The organism is Nocardia sp. IFM 10818 (assembly GCF_054655275.1).
Map to the genome: position 1 here is coordinate 7,679,552 of NZ_BAAHJH010000001.1, position 18,244 is coordinate 7,697,795.

Sequence of the window (18,244 nt, forward strand, 5' to 3'; positions counted from 1 at the left end):
AGACCCCCGTAGGACTCGTACAGCGTAGGGGCACGCTAACAGGATCCAGATACCCACGCCGCCCCGCCGATACACCGCGGGTCAGGCGAAGGCGAGGACGGCCAGGCCGAGCAGGGAGCCGCCGAAGACCAGGGTGTTGCGGGCGGTCTGCAGGGTCCAGGTCCAGTTGGGGAAGCCGGATTCGGCGACCTTGATCAGGGTGGGGACGTCGATGCGGGCGAGTTCCGGATCGTTCTTGCGGGCGAAGGCAGCGGTCACCGACTGCACGGCGGTGAGGTTGCTGTAGACGATCACGCAGTTGGCCAGGAACAGGGCGGCGAGCACGACCCAGTTGACCGGGCGCATCCAGTCGAAGCCGGCGAGGTTCAGGCCCGCCATGACGACCAGCAGGGTGGCGATGCCGCCGGGGGCCCACCACTCGTGGCCGCTGGCGTCGAAGCGCATGCCGTTCTCGCGCAGGGCGGTGGTGCGCACGCCCTGGCGGGCCAGTTCGCCCTCGGCCTTGGCCATCGCGGCGGCGCCGTAGCGGTTGCGGACGATCGGCATGCTCACGAAAGCGGCGGCGGCGACGAGCTGGACGGTGGCGACGATGGCGTTCATTGCGATCTCTTCTCTGCTGCGGACCGGGCTTCCCGGTCCGTCTTGAACTTTGTGCAAGTACCGTAACCGATGACTTGAACTTAGTACAAGACATTTCTTGAACTTTGTGAAAGCGCCTGGTGGGGGCCTAGGGTGGGGGCATGGCACGGGATACGCTGACCAAGGAACAGATCGTCCGCACCGCCATCGAACTGCTCGATGCGGAGGGGCTGGACGGGCTCAATATGCGCAGCCTGGGCAAGCGGCTCGACGCGGCCGCCACCGCCATGTACTGGCATGTGAAGAACAAGGACAATCTGGTCCGGCTGGCCACCGACGAGGTCTGGGGGGAGATCGAACTACCGGAGGTCGACTTCCTGGAATGGCGCACCGCCGCCGAAGCCGTCGCCCACGGCATGTACGGGATGATCATGCGGCACCCGTGGATCGTGCAGGCCATGTCCGGCTATCTGCTCTACGGCCCCAACAAATCCCGGCACGACGACCTGATGCTGAACCTCTTCGAGCGCGCCGGATTCACCGAGGACGAGGCCGATCAGGCGGCGGCGAGCGTATTCATGTTCGTGCTCGGCAATTCCGTCGGCGCGGCGGCCACCATCTCGCTCAACCGCAAGCTGAACCGCGACGGCGGCAATGCCGAAGCGCGCATGACCGAGGCCATGGCCGAGGCCACCGATCTCGCCATGGGGTTCCCGCGCCTGCGCACGCGCATCGAACGCGCGGCCGCGACGAAGTACAACGCCGCGCCCGACAGCAGCTTCGAATTCGGGCTGACGCTCCTGCTGGACGGACTGAGCGATCGGATCGAGGAGCGGAAATCGGTGTAGCGCAGTCTGGTTCGCGCTACTTCTTGCGGGCGCGATAGGCCGCGACGGCGTTGCGGTTACCGCAGGCGGTGCTGCAATAGCGGCGAGAACGGTTGCGGGACAAGTCCAGAACAATGCCCTCACAGGAACTGTCCGCACAGATGGACAGGCGGCTGAGCTCGTCGGCGCGAATCAAATCGATCATCGCCATGGCGGTTTCGACGGCGATGCGGACATCCAGCGGGGCTTCCGGCGGGACCGCGTGAATGTGGTAGTCGAGATCGTCGTGGCGCACCAGCCGCGGCACCGCGCGATGGCCGGCCAGGATGTCGTTCACCAACACGACCGCGGTATCCCGGTCGGCGGTGAGCAGTCGGCGCATGGGGGCGCGCTGGGCGCGCACGGCGGCCAGCTCCGCGGCATCGCCGGTACGGGCGCCGGTATAGCCGTGCCGGACGAAAAAGTCTTTCAGCTGGCCGGTTTCGGTCATGGTGTCCGGATCCTCGGCCGAGTTCACCAGCTCCACCGCGGCGGCCAGCGCCGCACCGGTGTCATGGGTAAAAGACATGTTGACATATTACACCCGGCGGCCTTAGCGTCATTAGTCATGACGACGATGACTCATGACACGCCAGTTCGGAACCACCTTCGAGCCGGGCTGCTCTTCGCCCTGCTGTCGGCGTCGTCGTTCGGACTGTCCGGTCCGCTGGCGCGCGGGCTCATGAACGCGGGCTGGAGTCCGGCGGCCGTGGTCACCGTGCGCGTCCTGCTCGGCGGCCTGGTGCTGCTGCCGATCGCCCTGTACCAGCTGCACGGCAACTGGAATCTGCTGCGCCGCAACGCATCCCTGCTGCTCGGCTACGGCCTGCTCGCGGTCGCGGGCGCCCAGCTCGCCTATTTCAACGCCGTCGCGCACATGGACGTCGGCGTCGCGCTGCTCGTCGAATACACCGCGCCCGTCGCGGTCATCGTCTGGTTGTGGCTGCGCCACCAGCAGCGGCCCGGCCGGGTCACCGTGCTCGGCGCGCTCATCGCCGTCGTCGGCCTGATCCTGGTGCTGGACCTCATCTCCGGCGTCGATACCAGCTGGATCGGCATCGCCTGGTCGCTGGGCGCCATGGTCGGGGCCTCCGCGTACTTCATCCTCTCCGCTCGCGGCGATACCGAGGTGCCCGGATCGGTGCTGGCCACCAGCGGTCTGCTCATCGGCGGCCTGGCCATCCTGATCGCCGGCCTGGCCGGGGTCGTGCCCATGCGCACCGCCACGGCGGAGGTCAGCTTCCAGGGCTTCACCACCCCCTGGTGGGCTCCGGTTATCGCGCTCGGCGTGGTGACGGCCTCGCTGTCCTACATGACCGGCATCGCCGGTGCGCGGCGACTCGGCTCCCGCCTGGCCTCCTTCGTCGCACTCACCGAGGTGCTGGCCGCCATCGTCTTCGCCTGGGCCCTGCTCGGCCAGACCCCCCGGCCCATCCAACTGCTCGGCGGCGCACTGATTCTCATCGGCGTCGTGGTCGTGAAGCTCGGCGAGCCCGCCGAAACCACCACCGCGACAGCGGAAGCCGCACCGATCAGCGACCCTGCCGCCGCGTGACCTGCGGCCGGTCCGCCCCGACCCGGGGTGGACCGGCCGTCTCGTGCGGGCCACCAGCGCTATCCGGCCGCTACCTCCGGGTGCGCATATGCGCCGCGCGACTTTCGATCTCCTTCCGATACGGGTACCTTCATCGGCAAACCACGGGTCCGCAGGCCCGCAACGGGAGAGAAACCAGCATGGGATTCACCAAAACGATTGCGCCCGCGCTCCTTTGCGTGATGGCCGCGGTCACCGCAGGCACCGCGACCGCCGCGCCCGCCCCGGAACAACCGGCCCTGAAGGTCGAGGGCACCGATCACGCAATCGCCTACCAGGTGGCGCTGACCGAGGACAAGCGCGCCGCCGTCAGCACGCTGCAGGCGGGCCGCTTCCTCGCCACCTGGGACGGCGAAGCGGTGCTCGTCACCGACGACGCCGGTCTCGAAGTCGCCACGCTGCCTTTGAAATACGAGGTAGCCGGCAAGACTCTCGACCTGGCCCCGGTCATCGAGGACGGCGGTCGCCGTCTCACCCTGACTCCCGCCAACCAGTCCGAGACCCCGCTGCGCGACATCAACGCCCAGCAGCAGTTCTTCGACGTCGTCCAGGCCAACCTGCCCGGCGTCCTCACCGGCGCGGCCATCGGCGGCGCCATCGGCTTCGTCCTCGGCTTCCCCGCGGGCCTGTTCGTCCTGGACTTCATCACCATCCCGATCACCACCACCGTGGGCGCGATCATCGGCGCGTTCGTGGGCCTCCAGCAGTCCGGCGGCCAGCCCGCCGTGGACGCCGCCCTCACCTACGCCGAATCCCTCGTCCCCGGCGCGGCCAACACCATCCGCCCGGCCTTCGAAGCCCTCCCGGAACCCCAGCCGCGCTAGCGCACGAACCCCAGCGAGTCGATCGCCATGGCGTTGTCGGAGTAATACCAATTCCCGTTCATCGCCATGGCGAGCTCGAACTGCAGCACATGCCCACTCCCCGGGCCGGAATAGATCTCCCACAACGTATTCGGCAGCCCGGTCACCAGACTCACGCTGCCATCCGACCAGTCGAACCGGCCCGACGTGTGCACCACATCGCCGCGCCAAGGCAATTCGGCATAGAACCGCCCCGAGACGATGCCGGGCAGCAGCGGACTGGAACACTCCCACACCTCGGCCGTCCGCCGAATACTCTGCCCCGCACTCCCGGTCCCCGGCACCCGCTCCGCGGTCATCACGCCACCGCGAAAGCACCCGCCGAGGTCATCATCCTCCACCGGAGCCGCACTCCCCACGCCAGCTGCCGCCACCGCCAGCAACACGCCACCGAGCGTGGCCACCGAGCCGAAGCGCTGTGTCGACACTTGAACCCCCTATAGAGGAATCACCAAGTTACTTCGGGCGATTCGATATCGACGGCAAAAGGCCGATCGACCTTCACCCGGGTCCGATGGACGCCGGTCGGCGCGTAACCACCTTCGGGAAGCAGCTCGAACGTGTAGACAACGATCGCGTCGTCCTCGTTCTCCACACGCCAGAAGCACTTGATCCCGGCCTCGGAATACTGCAATGGGCGCAGCTTCCGATCCTTCGTCCGAGTTCCCTGCGACACCACTTCGACGGCGAGATGAACATCCGCAGGTTCGAATACCAGGCTTTGAGAATGCACCGCGTCCCGCGAAACCACTAGCACGTCGGGCTCCGGCACGCTGGACCCGAGATTGATGCCCTGCTCCGTCGCGATCACGAACTCATGCGGCGCGATGGCGCGTAGCGAGTGCTTGAGAATATCGATGACCTCGTTGTGCCAGTGCGTGGCGGGCGCCATCATCATGACTTCACCGTCCAGCAGCTCGAAGCGGCCATCGACCACTTCTATCAGACGCGGAAGGTCCTCGGCGGTGAATCCACCTGACGGCGGTACCGGCAGCGACACCAACCGACTCCGGATCGGCTCATTGATGTGCTGGGCGGCAGTCATATCAGCAGGTTACTCCGGACCAAACGCATTCGGCCCCCGCTCCGTTCAGGAGCGGGGGCCGAGTGTTCGTTCTTGCCTAACTAGGGCTTAGCGGTAGTCGCTGAAGCCGTAGTCGTCCAGCGGCACGGCGGCGCCGGTGGTGGTGCCGAAGCCGTCCGGGGTGTAGTAGGTGTCGTCGTAGGACGGCACCGCGTACGCGGCCTGGCGGGCTTCCTCGGTGGGCTGGACCTGGATGTTGCGGTAGCGGTTGATACCGGTACCGGCCGGGATCAGCTTGCCGATGATCACGTTCTCCTTCAGGCCGATCAGCTTGTCGGAGCGGCAGTTGATCGCGGCGTCCGTGAGCACGCGGGTGGTCTCCTGGAAGGAGGCCGCCGACAGCCACGAATCGGTCGCGAGCGACGCCTTGGTGATACCCATGAGGACCGGGCGACCCGAGGCCGGCTCGCCGCCCTCGGACACCACGCGACGGTTCGAGCCCTCGAACTCGGCGCGCTCCACCAGCGAACCCGGGAGGAACTCGGTCGCACCCGAATCGATGATGGTGACGCGGCGCAGCATCTGGCGGACGATCACCTCGATGTGCTTGTCGTGGATGGACACACCCTGCGAGCGGTACACCTCCTGGACCTCGTGGACCAGGTGGATCTGCACCTGACGCGGGCCCATGACGCGCAGCACCTCGTGCGGATCGGCGGAGCCCTCCAGCAGCTGCTGGCCGACATCCACGTGATCGCCGTCGGCGAGCAGGCGCTCGGAACCGTCCTCGTGCTTGAACACCCGCAGACGCTGACGCTTCGACAGCTTGTCGTACACGACCTCGTCCGATCCGTCGTCCGGAATGATCGTGATCTTGTAGAAGCGGTCGTCGTCTTCCAGGCGCACCCGGCCCGACACCTCGGCAATGGGGGCCTTGCCCTTGGGCACACGAGCCTCGAAGAGCTCCTGCACGCGGGGCAGACCACCCGTGATGTCGTCACCGGCGACACCACCCTGGTGGAAGGTACGCATGGTCAGCTGGGTACCGGGCTCACCGATGGACTGCGCGGCGACGATACCGACGGCCTCGCCGATGTCGACCAGCTTGCCGGTCGCCATGGAGCGGCCGTAGCAGGTGGCGCAGACGCCGGTGCCGGTGGTGCAGGTCAGCACGGAGCGGACCTTCACCTCGGTGATGCCGGCCTCGAGCAGCGCCTCCAGGGCGGGATCGCCCAGGTCGTGGCCCTTCTCGACCACCACGTTGCCGTTGGCGTCGACCGCGTCGGCGGCCAAAGTCCGGGCGTAGGTGGAGGTTTCGACGTGCGCATCACGAATGATGGTGCCGTCGGCCAGCTTCTCCGCGATCGGGACGACAATGCCGCGCTCGGTGCCACAGTCGGTCTCGCGCACGATGACGTCCTGCGACACGTCCACCAGACGACGGGTCAGGTAACCCGAGTCGGCGGTGCGAAGCGCGGTGTCGGCCAGACCCTTTCGCGCACCGTGGGTGTTGATGAAGTACTCCAGCACCGTCAGGCCCTCACGGAAGGAGGACTTGATCGGCCGCGGGATGAACTCACCCTTCGGGTTGGTGACCAGACCCTTCATACCGGCGAGGGTACGAGTCTGGGTGAAGTTACCGGTCGCGCCCGAGTCGACGATCGTGATGATCGGGTTGTCGGCCGGGTAGTGCGCGCGCAGCGCCTTACCGACCTCTTCGGTCGCTTCCTGCCAGATCTTGACCAGGGCGTTGTTGCGCTCCTGGTGATCGAGCGCACCACGCTGGTACTTCTTCTCGATCTGATCCGACTGCGCCTCGTAGCGCTCCATGATCTCCGCCTTCTCCGGCGGAACGAGCACGTCCGACATGGAGACGGTGACGCCGGAACGGGTGGCCCAGTAGAAGCCCGCGTCCTTCAGCTTGTCGACGGTCTGCGCCACCACGATCATCGGGTAGCGCTCGGCGAGATCGTTGATGATCGCGGCCTGGCGCTTCTTCGGCATCGGCTCGTCGATGAACGCGTAGTCACCGGGGAGCAGATCGTTGAAGAGCACGCGACCCAGCGTGGTCTTGGTGGTCCACGCATCGCCGCGCTGCCAGCCGTTCGGGAACAGCTCGGCCTCGACGTCCTTGGGCGGGCGCTGATCGGTCAGGCGGACCTTGATCAGCGAACGCACGGTGAGCTCACCGCGGTCCACGGCCATCTGCGCCTCGGCGGGCGAGGAGTAGACGCCGAACTCGGCCTCGTCCTTGGTGGCGGCCCGGTACTCGCCCTTGGCGCCCTCTTCCAGGCGGGTCAGGTAGTAGAGACCGGTCACCATGTCCAGACGCGGCATGGCGAGCGGGCGGCCCGACGCCGGCGACAGGATGTTGTTCGAGGACAGCATGAGGATGCGGGCCTCGGCCTGCGCCTCCGCCGACAGCGGCAGGTGCACGGCCATCTGGTCACCGTCGAAGTCGGCGTTGAACGCCTCACAGACGAGCGGGTGCAGCTGGATGGCCTTGCCCTCGACCAGCAGCGGCTCGAAGGCCTGGATACCCAGGCGGTGCAGGGTGGGCGCACGGTTCAGCAGCACCGGGTGCTCGGCGATGACCTCTTCGAGGACATCCCACACCTGGGGACGCTGCCGCTCCACCATCCGCTTGGCGGACTTGATGTTCTGCGCGTGGTTCAGATCCACCAGGCGCTTCATGACGAACGGCTTGAACAGCTCGAGCGCCATCAGCTTGGGCAGACCGCACTGGTGCAGCTTCAGCTGCGGGCCGACCACGATGACCGAACGGCCGGAGTAGTCGACGCGCTTGCCGAGCAGGTTCTGACGGAAACGACCCTGCTTGCCCTTGAGCAGATCCGACAGCGACTTGAGCGGACGGTTACCGGGACCGGTGACCGGCCGGCCACGACGGCCGTTGTCGAACAGCGCGTCCACCGACTCCTGCAGCATGCGCTTCTCGTTGTTCACGATGATCTCGGGGGCGCCGAGATCGATGAGGCGCTTCAGGCGGTTGTTGCGGTTGATGACGCGGCGGTACAGGTCGTTCAGGTCGGAGGTCGCGAAGCGGCCACCGTCCAGCTGCACCATCGGGCGCAGCTCCGGCGGGATCACCGGCACGGCGTCGAGAACCATGCCCATCGGCGAGTTGCCGTTGGTCTGGAACGCGGCGACGACCTTCAGGCGCTTGAGGGCGCGCAGCTTCTTCTGGCCCTTGCCCGTGCGAATGGTCTCGCGCAGGTTCTCGGCCTCGGCCTCGATGTCGAAGTTCTCCATGAGCTTCTGGATGGCTTCGGCACCCATGGCGCCGGTGAAGTACTCGCCGTAGCGGTCCTGCAGCTCGCGGTAGAGCACCTCGTCGACGATGAGCTGCTTGACCGACAGCTTGGTGAAGGTGGTCCAGATCTCGTCGAGACGATCCAGCTCGCGCTGGGCGCGGTCGCGCAGCTGGCGCATTTCGCGCTCGCCGCCGTCCTTGACCTTGCGGCGCACGTCGGACTTGGCGCCCTCGGCCTCCAGCTCGGCCAGATCGGCTTCCAGCTTCTGGGCGCGCGCCTCCAGGTCGGCGTCGCGCTGGTCGGCGACCTGCTTCTTCTCGACCTCCATCTCGGCCTCGAGAGTGGAGAGCTCGTTGTGGCGCAGCTCCTCGTCGACGCCCACGATCACGTAGGCGGCGAAGTAGATGATCTTTTCCAGATCCTTGGGAGCCAGGTCGAGCAGGTAGCCCAGGCGCGACGGCACGCCCTTGAAGTACCAGATGTGGGTGACCGGCGCGGCCAGCTCGATGTGGCCCATCCGCTCACGGCGCACCTTGGCGCGGGTCACCTCGACGCCACAGCGCTCACAGATGATGCCCTTGAAGCGGACGCGCTTGTACTTACCGCAGTAGCACTCCCAGTCCCGGGTGGGACCGAAGATCTTCTCGCAGAAGAGGCCGTCCTTCTCCGGCTTCAGCGTGCGGTAGTTGATGGTCTCCGGCTTCTTGACCTCACCGAAAGACCAGTTGCGGATGTCTTCAGCGGTGGCCAGGCCGATCCGGAGTTCATCGAAGAAGTTGACGTCTAGCACGTAACTTCCTTTCCCCTGTTCGGGTTGAGTATGAGCAAAAGTTCGCTAAATCCGTTGCCCGGGAACACTTTTCGAATGCCGGAAAGTGTTCCCGGACCGATCGCTCTTACTGCGCCAGGTCGTCGACCGTCGCAGCCTCGTTGCGGGACAGGTTGATACCCAGGTTCGCCGCAGCACGCTCGAGGTCTTCGTCGTCGCCGTCGCGCATCTCGATGGCCGCGCCGTCCGAGGACAGCACCTCCACGTTGAGGCACAGCGACTGAAGCTCCTTCAAGAGCACCTTGAACGACTCCGGAATACCCGGCTCCGGAATGTTCTCGCCCTTGACGATGGCCTCGTAGACCTTCACGCGGCCGACCACGTCATCGGACTTGATGGTGAGCAGTTCCTGCAGCGTGTAGGCCGCGCCATAGGCCTGCATGGCCCAACATTCCATTTCACCGAAGCGCTGACCACCGAACTGCGCCTTACCACCCAGCGGCTGCTGCGTGATCATGGAGTACGGGCCGGTCGAACGCGCGTGGATCTTGTCGTCGACCAGGTGGTGCAGCTTCAGGATGTACATGTAGCCCACGGCCACCGGGTACGGGAACGGCTCGCCGGAGCGGCCGTCGAGCAGCACCGCCTTGCCGTCGTCGTTGATCATCCGCTCGCCGTCGCGGTTCGGCAGGGTGGAACCCAGCAGACCGGTCAGCTCGTCCTCACGCGCACCGTCGAACACCGGGGTGGCGATATTGGTGTCGGCTTCCTGGCCGAGCATCTCCTCGGGGAGGTTCTTGGCCCAGTCCGGAGCGCCCTCGACCTGCCAGCCGGTCTTGGCGATGTAACCCAGGTGGGTTTCCAGCACCTGGCCGATGTTCATACGACGCGGCACACCGTGGGTGTTGAGGATGATGTCGACCGGGGTGCCGTCGGGCATGAACGGCATGTCCTCGACGGGGAGGATCTTGCCGATGACGCCCTTGTTGCCGTGGCGACCGGCGAGCTTGTCGCCGTCCTGGATCTTGCGCTTCTGGGCCACGTACACGCGGACCAGCTCGTTGACGCCCGGGGGCAGATCGTCGTCGTCGTCGCGCGAGAACACGCGCACGCCGATGACCTTGCCGGACTCACCGTGGGGCACCTTCAGGGAGGTGTCGCGGACCTCGCGGGCCTTCTCACCGAAGATCGCGCGCAGCAGGCGCTCCTCGGGGGTCAGCTCGGTCTCGCCCTTCGGGGTGACCTTGCCGACCAGGATGTCGCCGTCACGGACCTCGGCGCCGATGCGCACGATGCCGCGCTCGTCGAGGTCGGCGAGGACCTCGTCGGAGACGTTCGGGATATCCCGGGTGATCTCCTCGGCACCGAGCTTGGTGTCGCGGGCGTCGATCTCGTGCTCCTCGATGTGGATCGAGGTGAGCACATCCTCTTCCACGAGGCGCTGCGACAGGATGATCGCGTCCTCGTAGTTGTGACCCTCCCACGGCATGATCGCCACGAGCAGGTTCTTACCGAGCGCCATTTCACCGTTCTCGGTGCAGGGGCCGTCGGCGAGCACGTGCCCGGCCTCCACCCGCATGCCCTCGTCCACGATCGGACGCTGGTTGGCGCAGGTGCCCTGGTTGGAGCGCTCGAACTTGCGCAGGCGGTACGAGCGGCGGGTGCCGTCGTCGTGCATGACGGTGATGAAGTCGGCCGAAACCTCTTCCACCACACCGGCCTTCTGGTTCACGACCACGTCACCGGCGTCGACGGCGGCGCGCAGCTCCATACCGGTGCCGACCAGCGGCGACTCGGAACGGATCAGCGGCACGGCCTGACGCTGCATGTTCGCGCCCATGAGGGCACGGTTGGCGTCGTCGTGCTCGAGGAACGGGATCATGGCGGTCGCCACCGACACCATCTGGCGCGGCGAGACGTCCATGTAGGTCACCTCGGTCGGGGCGACGTACTCCATCTCCTCGTTGCCGCGGCGCGCGAGGACCTTCTCCTCGAGGAAGTTGCCGTCGCGGTCGACCGGCGAGTTCGCCTGGGCGCGGACCTCGCGGTCCTCCTCGTCGGCGGTGAGGTACTTGACCTCATCGGTGACGCGGCCGTTCTCGACCTTGCGGTACGGGGTCTCGATGAAACCGAACGGGTTGACCCGCGCGTACACCGAGAGCGAGCCGATCAGGCCGATGTTCGGGCCTTCCGGGGTCTCGATCGGGCACATGCGGCCGTAGTGCGAGGGGTGGACGTCGCGGACTTCCAGGCCGGCGCGCTCACGGGACAGACCGCCCGGGCCCAGCGCCGACAGGCGGCGCTTGTGGGTCAGACCCGAGAGCGGGTTGTTCTGGTCCATGAACTGCGACAGCTGCGAGGTTCCGAAGAACTCCTTGATCGCGGCCACCACCGGGCGAATGTTGATCAGGGTCTGCGGCGTGATGGCCTCGACGTCCTGAGTGGTCATGCGCTCGCGGACGACGCGCTCCATACGGGACAGGCCGACCCGGATCTGGTTCTGGATCAGCTCGCCCACGGTGCGCAGACGACGGTTGCCGAAGTGGTCGATGTCATCGACCTCGACCGGCACCTCGGCCCCGCCCGGAGCGGTCATCAGGCGATCGCCCTGGTGCAGACGGACCAGGTACTCGATCGTCGAGACGATGTCTTCCTTGGTCAGCACCGAACCGGTGACCGGCTTGTCGAGGTTCAGGCCCAGCTTCTTATTGACCTTGTAGCGGCCGACGCGGGCCAGGTCGTAGCGCTTCTCCTTGAAGAACAGGTTCTCCAGCAGGGTCTGCGCGGACTCCTTGGTCGGCGGCTCGCCCGGACGCAGCTTGCGGTAGATGTCCAGCAGCGCCTCGTCCTGACCCGGAGTGCTGTCCTTCTCCAGGGTGGACATCATGATCTCGGAGAAGCCGAAGCGCTCGGTGATCTCCTCGGCGGTCATGCCCAGCGCCTTCAGCAGCACGGTGACCGGCTGGCGGCGCTTGCGGTCGATGCGCACGCCGACGGTGTCGCGCTTGTCGACGTCGAACTCCAGCCACGCGCCGCGGGACGGGATGACGCGCACGGAGTGCAGCGTCTTCTCGGTGGACTTGTCGATCGACTCGTCGAAGTACACGCCCGGCGAACGGACCAGCTGCGAGACGACGACGCGCTCGGTGCCGTTGATGATGAACGTGCCCTTGTCGGTCATCATCGGGAAATCGCCCATGAAGACCGTCTGAGACTTGATCTCACCGGTGTTGTTGTTGATGAACTCCGCGGTGACGAACAACGGCGCCGCGTAGGTCATGTCCTTGTCCTTGCACTCCTCGATGGAGGCCTTGACCTCTTCGAAGCGCGGGTCGGAGAAGGACAGGGACATGGAGCCGGAGAAGTCCTCGATCGGCGAGAGTTCCTCGAGCACCTCCTCGAGACCGCCGACCGGGTTGACGTCGCCGCGCGCCGTGGCGCGCTCCCGCCAATCCGATGCGCCGACGAGCCATGCGAATGATTCGGTTTGTAGATCGAGAAGGCCCGGAACCTCGAGAGGCTCACGAATCTTCGCGAAAGACACCCGCTTCGGGGCTCCGGGAATACCGGCCTTGGTCTGGGTGGAGACTGCCAAGATGCGTCCTTCCAGCACCTCACGCGCGTCGCGTGGTGGTCCGCGACCGTCGCTTGTCTGCTACGAATTCCGCTGGTTACGACCCGAACGAAACCCGAACAGCAAACAGCGGAAGTAACACCGGAAGGTGGAACTTTCGTCGATGCGATCAAGGTATGGACAGGAGGCAGCCAGCGCAACGTCCAAAACTACACCCAAACCTACGGGGGTGTCAAAGTACCACCCGCGGTGATCCCCGGAGGGCTAACGCGCCGAAGCGTGTCCGTGACGATGTCCACACCGTTCACAACGGTGATCCGAACCGTCTCGTGACGACGTCCGCGCCGTGGGCCGACCGGTCCCCGGCGTCCGCTGGCTGCGATGTGCCGGGCCTCGTCGGCGTCTGTTTCCCCTGTGACAGCCGCCGCTGTTGTGAATAGCGTGACGGCTCCGGCCAAACTCGTCAAGTGGCGGAGCGAGTTGACAATTGCGAGTTCCCCTGCCCCGCTACAAGATCACTTGTCGGCGATCTCCGAGGCCAGCCAGGCGCCGTCGCGCTTCTCCATGCGCAGCACGATCGGCCCCGAGGCCAGGGGCTGCGGGTTGCCGTCCTTGACCGCCTCGATATTGAGGTTCACCAGCAGTTCGGCGTGATCGCCGGTCAGCAGCGTCACACCGATGGGGTCGGCGGTGGCCTTGGTATCGGTCTGCGTCTGCTTGATCGCGTCGATGCCGGTGTCGAGGGTCTTGTCGGCATTGAACTCGTCGAGCATCTTGCCGGTCATGACCTTGCGGGCGCTGTCGCGGAAGCTGTCGATGTCCTTGGCGCTGTAGCCGTAGATGGTGGTGAGGGCGTGCTGGGCGGCGGCCTTCACCTCGTCGGTGGCGCCATTGTCGACATAGGCCAGATTGCTGTCGTCGGCGCCCGGGCGCAGGAAGCCGACCACGGCGACGAGCGCGAGGACGAGCGCCGCGCCGCCGCAGAGGGCGGCGGTGCGCCAGTTCCGCGCCGGGCCGCCCGGCTCGGGCTTCGGCTTCCGGTCGGTGACCTTTTTCATCCGGGCGGCCATGGCGGCACGGCCGGATTTCGGCGCGTGCCCCGCCGACGCGGCGGGCCGCTCGGCGGCCTGGACGTCGGCGGCGGTGACGCGGTTGCCGGTACTGCGCTGGGCGGCCGGGCGGCGCTTCGAGGTGACCCGGTTGACGGGGCGTTTGTTGGCCATGGTCACTCCCTGCTAGTTGCCCGGCGCGGGGGTCGGTGCGGTGGTCGGCGCCGGTGCGGGCGCCTCGGTGGCGGGCTGCTGCTGCAGGGCCGCGCCGCCGGAGTCGAGCTGGATGGGCTCGCCGAGGTTCTGCGCCTTCTCGGCCTTCCAGGTGTCGCCGACCTTGACCATGTCCAGGGACCAGGACTGCAGGAAGGTGGCGGGCTGGCCGCCGGGCCAGCTGCGGGTGATCTTCAGGACCACGAAGGCCCCGGCATGGTCGAGCTCGCTGTTCAAGGAGGTCAGCGAGGAGCCCTCGACGGTCGCCGACATACGCGTCTTGGCCTCGGTGACCTGCTGTTTCAGCGAATCGAGGTCCTTGGTCTGCTCATCGTGCAGCTGCCCGGTGGTGGACGAGATCATGGTCTTCAGGGAGCCGTCGACATCGTCCGGATCGAACGACATGAGGTTCACCGCCGCCTGCTGGGCATCGCTGAGGGCGGCCTCGCGGGCCTGGGCGCGCGGCCGGTCGTGCAGCAGCCCGTCCACGATCCAGGTGCCGCCGAACCAGGCGGCGGCCACCGCCGCGATGGCCAGCAGGCCGATCGCGGCCACGGTCACGGGATTGCGCGAACCGCCTGCCGAATCGGACGGGCGAGCGGGCTCGGCGACGGTGGGTTCCGTCGTTCTCTCGAGCTTCGCGCCCTGTTCGCTGTCCTTTTGCTGGCTCACGCCGCCACCATACTTTCCGCCCGGTGCGACGTGCCCTCGGCTCGGTACGTCACCGCTTCGGGGTGACGCCCATGAGCGTGGCCAGTTGGGTCGCCACCGGGTTCAGGTTGAGTTTGTCCGGGTCGTACTTCGGCTTGTCGTCCCACGGCTGCGGCACGCTGGGATCGGCCAGCTCGGCCCGCTCACCGCCGCGCACCGCGGTCTCGCTGCCTTGCGGGACAAGGCATTTCGCATTGGTGTTGAACGGAAAGTCGTCGCGGGAGTCGTCGAAGTTCGGGTTCTGGGCCTTCTGTTCGGCCAGGATCTGCTGGGTGCCTTCGTAACCCACGGTGCAGGCCGGCGGATTGTTGGTCTCCAGGACCAGGCCGAAGTGGGTGGTGCCGTCGCCGGGGGCGGTGGCCGAGGCGCCGATGGACAGCAGCGGCAGCATCTGCAGCACCGGGCCCAGGGCGTAGAACTTGGGTGAGATGGCGATCAGCAGGGTGCGCAGATTGGTCAGATCCGTGGTCAGCGCCGGGCCGCTCTCGGCCAGCAGCCGGCGGATCTGATCGCCGGAATCGGTGCCCGTGCCGATCAGGCGGCGGATATCGGGATCATTGGAACGCAGTTGCGCGGCAAGCTGATCCAGGCCGTCGGAGAACTGCCGGATGGCCGGGGACTGCTCCTCCTGGGTCTGCAGCACGGTCCGGGCCTGCCGGATCAGATCCAAGGTCTGCGGCAGGTTCTCGACGCCGGTCTGGCTGAACTTGTTGAGCGAGTCCACCAGGATCTGCAGATCGTCGCCCTTGCCGTCGAAGGCCTTGCCGAGCTCGGTGATGGTGGTCGACAACGCCACCAGATCGGTGGTGCTGGCGAAGTGGTCGACGCTGCCCAGCAGGGTCTCCACCCGGATGGGCAGCTGCGCGCCCACGATGACCGAGCCGTCCTTCAGGTACGGCGCCCCGGAGCTGGTGGGCTGCAGATCCACGTACTGCTCGCCGATGGCGGAGCGGTTGGCCACCACGGCCTGCGCGCTCAGCGGGATCTTCGGCTTGCCGGAATCCATTTCGAGGGTGACGACCACCCCGTCGGGGGTGATGTCCAGATCGCCGACCCGGCCGACCGGGACGCCGCGATAGGTGACCTCGGCGCCCTTGGACAGATTGCCGGTCTCCGGCATCTGCAGCGTCACCCGGTAGAGGCCGAAGCCGAGCATATTGTCCAGCCGCACGTACTTGGCGCCGACGAAGGCGACGCCGAGCACGGCGATGAGCCCGAAGGCGATCAGCTGATAGCGCACCAGTTTCGTCATCGCGGACCACCCACTCCCAGCTGCTCGAGAATCGTCCCCAGCGGATCGGTGGGACCGGGCTGCCCGGCCGGGCGCACCACGGTCGGCGGCAGCGGCAGCAGCGAGATGGTGGGCCAGCCGCCGCGCGGACCGTTGCCGTTGTAGTACGGGTTGGACGGATCCACGTTCACCTGCCGGCCGTTCGGCGGGAGGTATACCGGATCCGGTTTGCCCACGCCGAGATTCGACAGCAGGGTGCCGATCTCCAGGTCCACCGACAGCCAGGTGTTGACCTGACCGCCGAACGCGGACTTGATGGCCTCGTCCGGGAACGGATAGGTGGGGATGAGCGGGAACGCGGTGACCAGGTCACCGGCGGAGCTGCCGAGTTCCTGCAGCGTCGGGCGCAGCGAGGACAGGTCGGTGATGAGGTCGTCCTTGGACTTGTCCAGGATGTCGAATCCGGCCTGGCCCACCCGATCCAGCTGGGCCAGCAGCTGAATCAGCTGCGGCCGTTGTTCATTGAGGATCTGGATGCCCTGCGGCAGCTCGTCGAGGATCTTGGAGATCTGCTCGGTCTGAGTGCCCACGCGCGAGCTCAGCGTGGCCAGCCCGTCCAGGGCGCGGGTGATGTCGTCGACCTGCTGATTGAGCCCGTCGATGAGGGTGTTGGCCTGCTCCAGCAGGGAGCGCACCTTGCCCTCGCGGCCCTCCAGGGTCTTGTTCAGCTCCACCACGATGGGCTGCAGCTGCGCCACGCCGCCGCCATTGAGCAGCAGCGAGAGGGCGCCCAGCACCTGCTCCACCTCGGTGGCGGTGCGGGTGTTCTGGACCGGGATGGTGGCCCCGTCCTTCAGCTTGGCCGTCTCGGGATCATTGGCGGGCGCGGACAATTCGATGAACTTCTCGCCGAGCAGATTGGACTGGCGCACCTCGGCCCGGGCATTGGCGGGCAGGTTGACGTCGTTCTTCACGACGGTCTTCACGCTGGCCGTCCACCCGTCCGGGGCGAGCTCGATCTTGTCGACCCGCCCGACCGCGACGCCGTCCACCTTCACCGTCGACTGCGGTACCAGGTCCAGCACATCGGAGAAGTGGATGTCGATGTGCAGCGGATTCGAGCCCACATCCGCGCCGCCGGGCAGCGGAATGCTGGACACGCCGCCGCAGCCGGAGGCCAGCAGCGTCACCGCGCCGAGCGAAACGGCGGTCAGGGCAAGTCTTTTCGGGGCGAGGCGGGTCACCGCTGGCCACCTCCCTCGGACGGCGGCAGCGCATCGGACTCATTGCCCGGCACGGTGCCCGGAACCACATTGCGCTGTTCGTTGTCCCCGCTGAGGATGCCGAACGGGAGGATCAGCGTCGGCGTCTTCACGCCCGCGGTGAGCTGGTCGGTAATGATCTTGCAGTGGTCCAGGATGGGCTGCATCTGCCGCGTGATGGCATCGAACTTCGGATCGCCCGGCCGCAGTTTGCCCAGGTCCAGCATCTTGCACAGCACGCCGAACGGGTCCTGCAGATCGGTGAAGTTGGGCCGCATATCGAGGGTGCCGGTCTCACCGTTGTGCACATTGATGAGATTGCTCAGCGCGGTCGGAATGAGCGGCAGCGCGGTGGCCAGATCATCGCGCTGATCGGCGAGGGTCTGGGTGAGCTTGGTCAGCGCTTCGGCATTGGACTGCACCAGTTCCCGGTTGTCGTCGATGAACCGGGCCACATCGCCCAGGGCGATGGACAGCAGATTCAAAGCGTCGCCGAGGTTCTGGCGCTCACTGGCGAGGAACCCGGTCAGCGAGGCCAGCTGGGTATTGAAAGTCCGTACCTGCGCGTCGTTCTCGCCGAGCATCTGCACGAACTCCTGCAGATTCTTCACGGTGTCGAAGATGTCGGTGCGCGAATCTGACAGTGCGGCAGCGGCCTTCGACAGCTGGGTGAAGCTGTTGGCGAGCGCCTCGCCGTTGCCGGAGAGGTTCTGCGCGGTCGTGCGCACCAGTTCGTTCACCGCGCCGTCCTTGTTGGCGCCATTGGGGCCCAACGCATCCGACAGTTCGGTGATGCTCTTGTAGAGCCGGTCCACCTCGACCGGGGTCGCGGTGCGGTCCTTGGGGATGGTGGCATTGCGCCCCATCTTGGGCCCGTCCTTGTAGGCGGGGGCCAGCTGGATGTACCGGTCCGAGACGACCGACGGCGTGATCTGCGCGGCCTTGGCATCGGCGGGGACATCGAACTTACGATCCACCGACATGACGACCTTGACCTGCTCGCCCTCCGGGGTGACCGAGTCGACCTTGCCGACCGGCACGCCGAGGATGCGCACATCCGAGCCCTCGTAAATGCCCACGGAGCGATCGAAATACGCGGTGATGGTGGTGGTGTTGAGCTTGTCCCAGCCCCACCAGCCGACCGCGGCCAGCAGCACCGCCAGGGCCGCCACGCCCGCGATGAGCTTGCTCTTGGGACTGGCCGCCTGCAGGGCGGTGAGCGGATTCTTCGCCATGG

The 18,244-nt window shown here is 66.6% G+C and carries 14 protein-coding genes; 3 read left to right on the plus strand and 11 right to left on the minus strand.

Going from position 1 to position 18,244, the window contains the following annotated elements; translation table 11 throughout:
• Positions 1–81: 81 nt before the first annotated feature.
• Positions 82–600, minus strand: coding sequence for a hypothetical protein (locus ACYQ5L_RS35455; protein WP_459962571.1), 519 nt, complete (start codon positions 598–600; stop codon positions 82–84).
• A 140-nt stretch (positions 601–740) separates the two neighbouring features.
• On the opposite strand from ACYQ5L_RS35455, the gene ACYQ5L_RS35460 reads away from it, so the two are divergent.
• Positions 741–1,427, plus strand: a complete 687-nt coding sequence (locus tag ACYQ5L_RS35460; RefSeq protein WP_459962572.1) for a TetR/AcrR family transcriptional regulator — start codon at positions 741–743, stop codon at positions 1,425–1,427.
• Between the two features lie 16 nt (positions 1,428–1,443).
• Here the strand turns inward: ACYQ5L_RS35460 and ACYQ5L_RS35465 are convergent, their stop codons facing one another.
• Positions 1,444–1,974 carry a CGNR zinc finger domain-containing protein gene (locus ACYQ5L_RS35465; protein ID WP_459962573.1) on the minus strand — a complete coding sequence of 177 codons (531 nt, stop codon included), beginning with the start codon at positions 1,972–1,974 and terminating at the stop codon, positions 1,444–1,446.
• Positions 1,975–2,013: 39 nt separating this feature from the next.
• Between ACYQ5L_RS35465 and ACYQ5L_RS35470 the strand changes: the two genes are divergently transcribed.
• Complete coding sequence (locus ACYQ5L_RS35470) at positions 2,014–3,000, plus strand: EamA family transporter (RefSeq protein WP_459962574.1); 987 nt, start codon at positions 2,014–2,016, stop codon at positions 2,998–3,000.
• Between the two features lie 179 nt (positions 3,001–3,179).
• Positions 3,180–3,863 carry a DUF8020 domain-containing protein gene (locus ACYQ5L_RS35475; RefSeq protein ID WP_459962575.1) on the plus strand — a complete coding sequence of 228 codons (684 nt, stop codon included), beginning with the start codon at positions 3,180–3,182 and terminating at the stop codon, positions 3,861–3,863.
• Here the strand turns inward: ACYQ5L_RS35475 and ACYQ5L_RS35480 are convergent.
• From ACYQ5L_RS35480 to ACYQ5L_RS35520, 9 genes are all read right to left on the minus strand, one after another.
• Positions 3,860–4,330, minus strand: a complete 471-nt coding sequence (locus ACYQ5L_RS35480; RefSeq protein ID WP_459962576.1) for a hypothetical protein — start codon at positions 4,328–4,330, stop codon at positions 3,860–3,862. The genes ACYQ5L_RS35475 and ACYQ5L_RS35480 overlap by 4 nt on opposite strands.
• Positions 4,331–4,350: 20 nt before the next feature.
• Complete coding sequence (locus tag ACYQ5L_RS35485; protein ID WP_459962577.1) at positions 4,351–4,947, minus strand: Uma2 family endonuclease; 597 nt, start codon at positions 4,945–4,947, stop codon at positions 4,351–4,353.
• A gap of 87 nt (positions 4,948–5,034) precedes the next feature.
• Positions 5,035–8,988, minus strand: a complete 3,954-nt coding sequence (locus ACYQ5L_RS35490) for a DNA-directed RNA polymerase subunit beta' (RefSeq protein ID WP_459962579.1) — start codon at positions 8,986–8,988, stop codon at positions 5,035–5,037.
• 106 nt (positions 8,989–9,094) lie between these two features.
• Positions 9,095–12,580 carry a DNA-directed RNA polymerase subunit beta gene (rpoB, locus tag ACYQ5L_RS35495; protein ID WP_459962580.1) on the minus strand — a complete coding sequence of 1,162 codons (3,486 nt, stop codon included), beginning with the start codon at positions 12,578–12,580 and terminating at the stop codon, positions 9,095–9,097.
• Positions 12,581–13,056: 476 nt separating this feature from the next.
• Positions 13,057–13,764 (minus strand): hypothetical protein, encoded by a 708-nt coding sequence (locus ACYQ5L_RS35500; protein ID WP_459962581.1) that lies wholly within the window; start codon positions 13,762–13,764, stop codon positions 13,057–13,059.
• Between the two features lie 12 nt (positions 13,765–13,776).
• Entirely contained in the window at positions 13,777–14,475 is a 699-nt protein-coding gene (locus ACYQ5L_RS35505; RefSeq protein WP_459962582.1) for a hypothetical protein, read from the minus strand.
• Between the two features lie 49 nt (positions 14,476–14,524).
• Complete coding sequence (locus tag ACYQ5L_RS35510) at positions 14,525–15,766, minus strand: MCE family protein (protein WP_459962583.1); 1,242 nt, start codon at positions 15,764–15,766, stop codon at positions 14,525–14,527.
• Positions 15,763–16,989 carry an MCE family protein gene (locus tag ACYQ5L_RS35515; protein WP_459962584.1) on the minus strand — a complete coding sequence of 409 codons (1,227 nt, stop codon included), beginning with the start codon at positions 16,987–16,989 and terminating at the stop codon, positions 15,763–15,765. Before ACYQ5L_RS35515 ends, ACYQ5L_RS35510 begins: the two co-directional genes overlap by 4 nt.
• Positions 16,986–18,242 (minus strand): MCE family protein, encoded by a 1,257-nt coding sequence (locus ACYQ5L_RS35520; protein WP_459962585.1) that lies wholly within the window; start codon positions 18,240–18,242, stop codon positions 16,986–16,988. Before ACYQ5L_RS35520 ends, ACYQ5L_RS35515 begins: the two co-directional genes overlap by 4 nt.
• Positions 18,243–18,244: the final 2 nt, after the last annotated feature.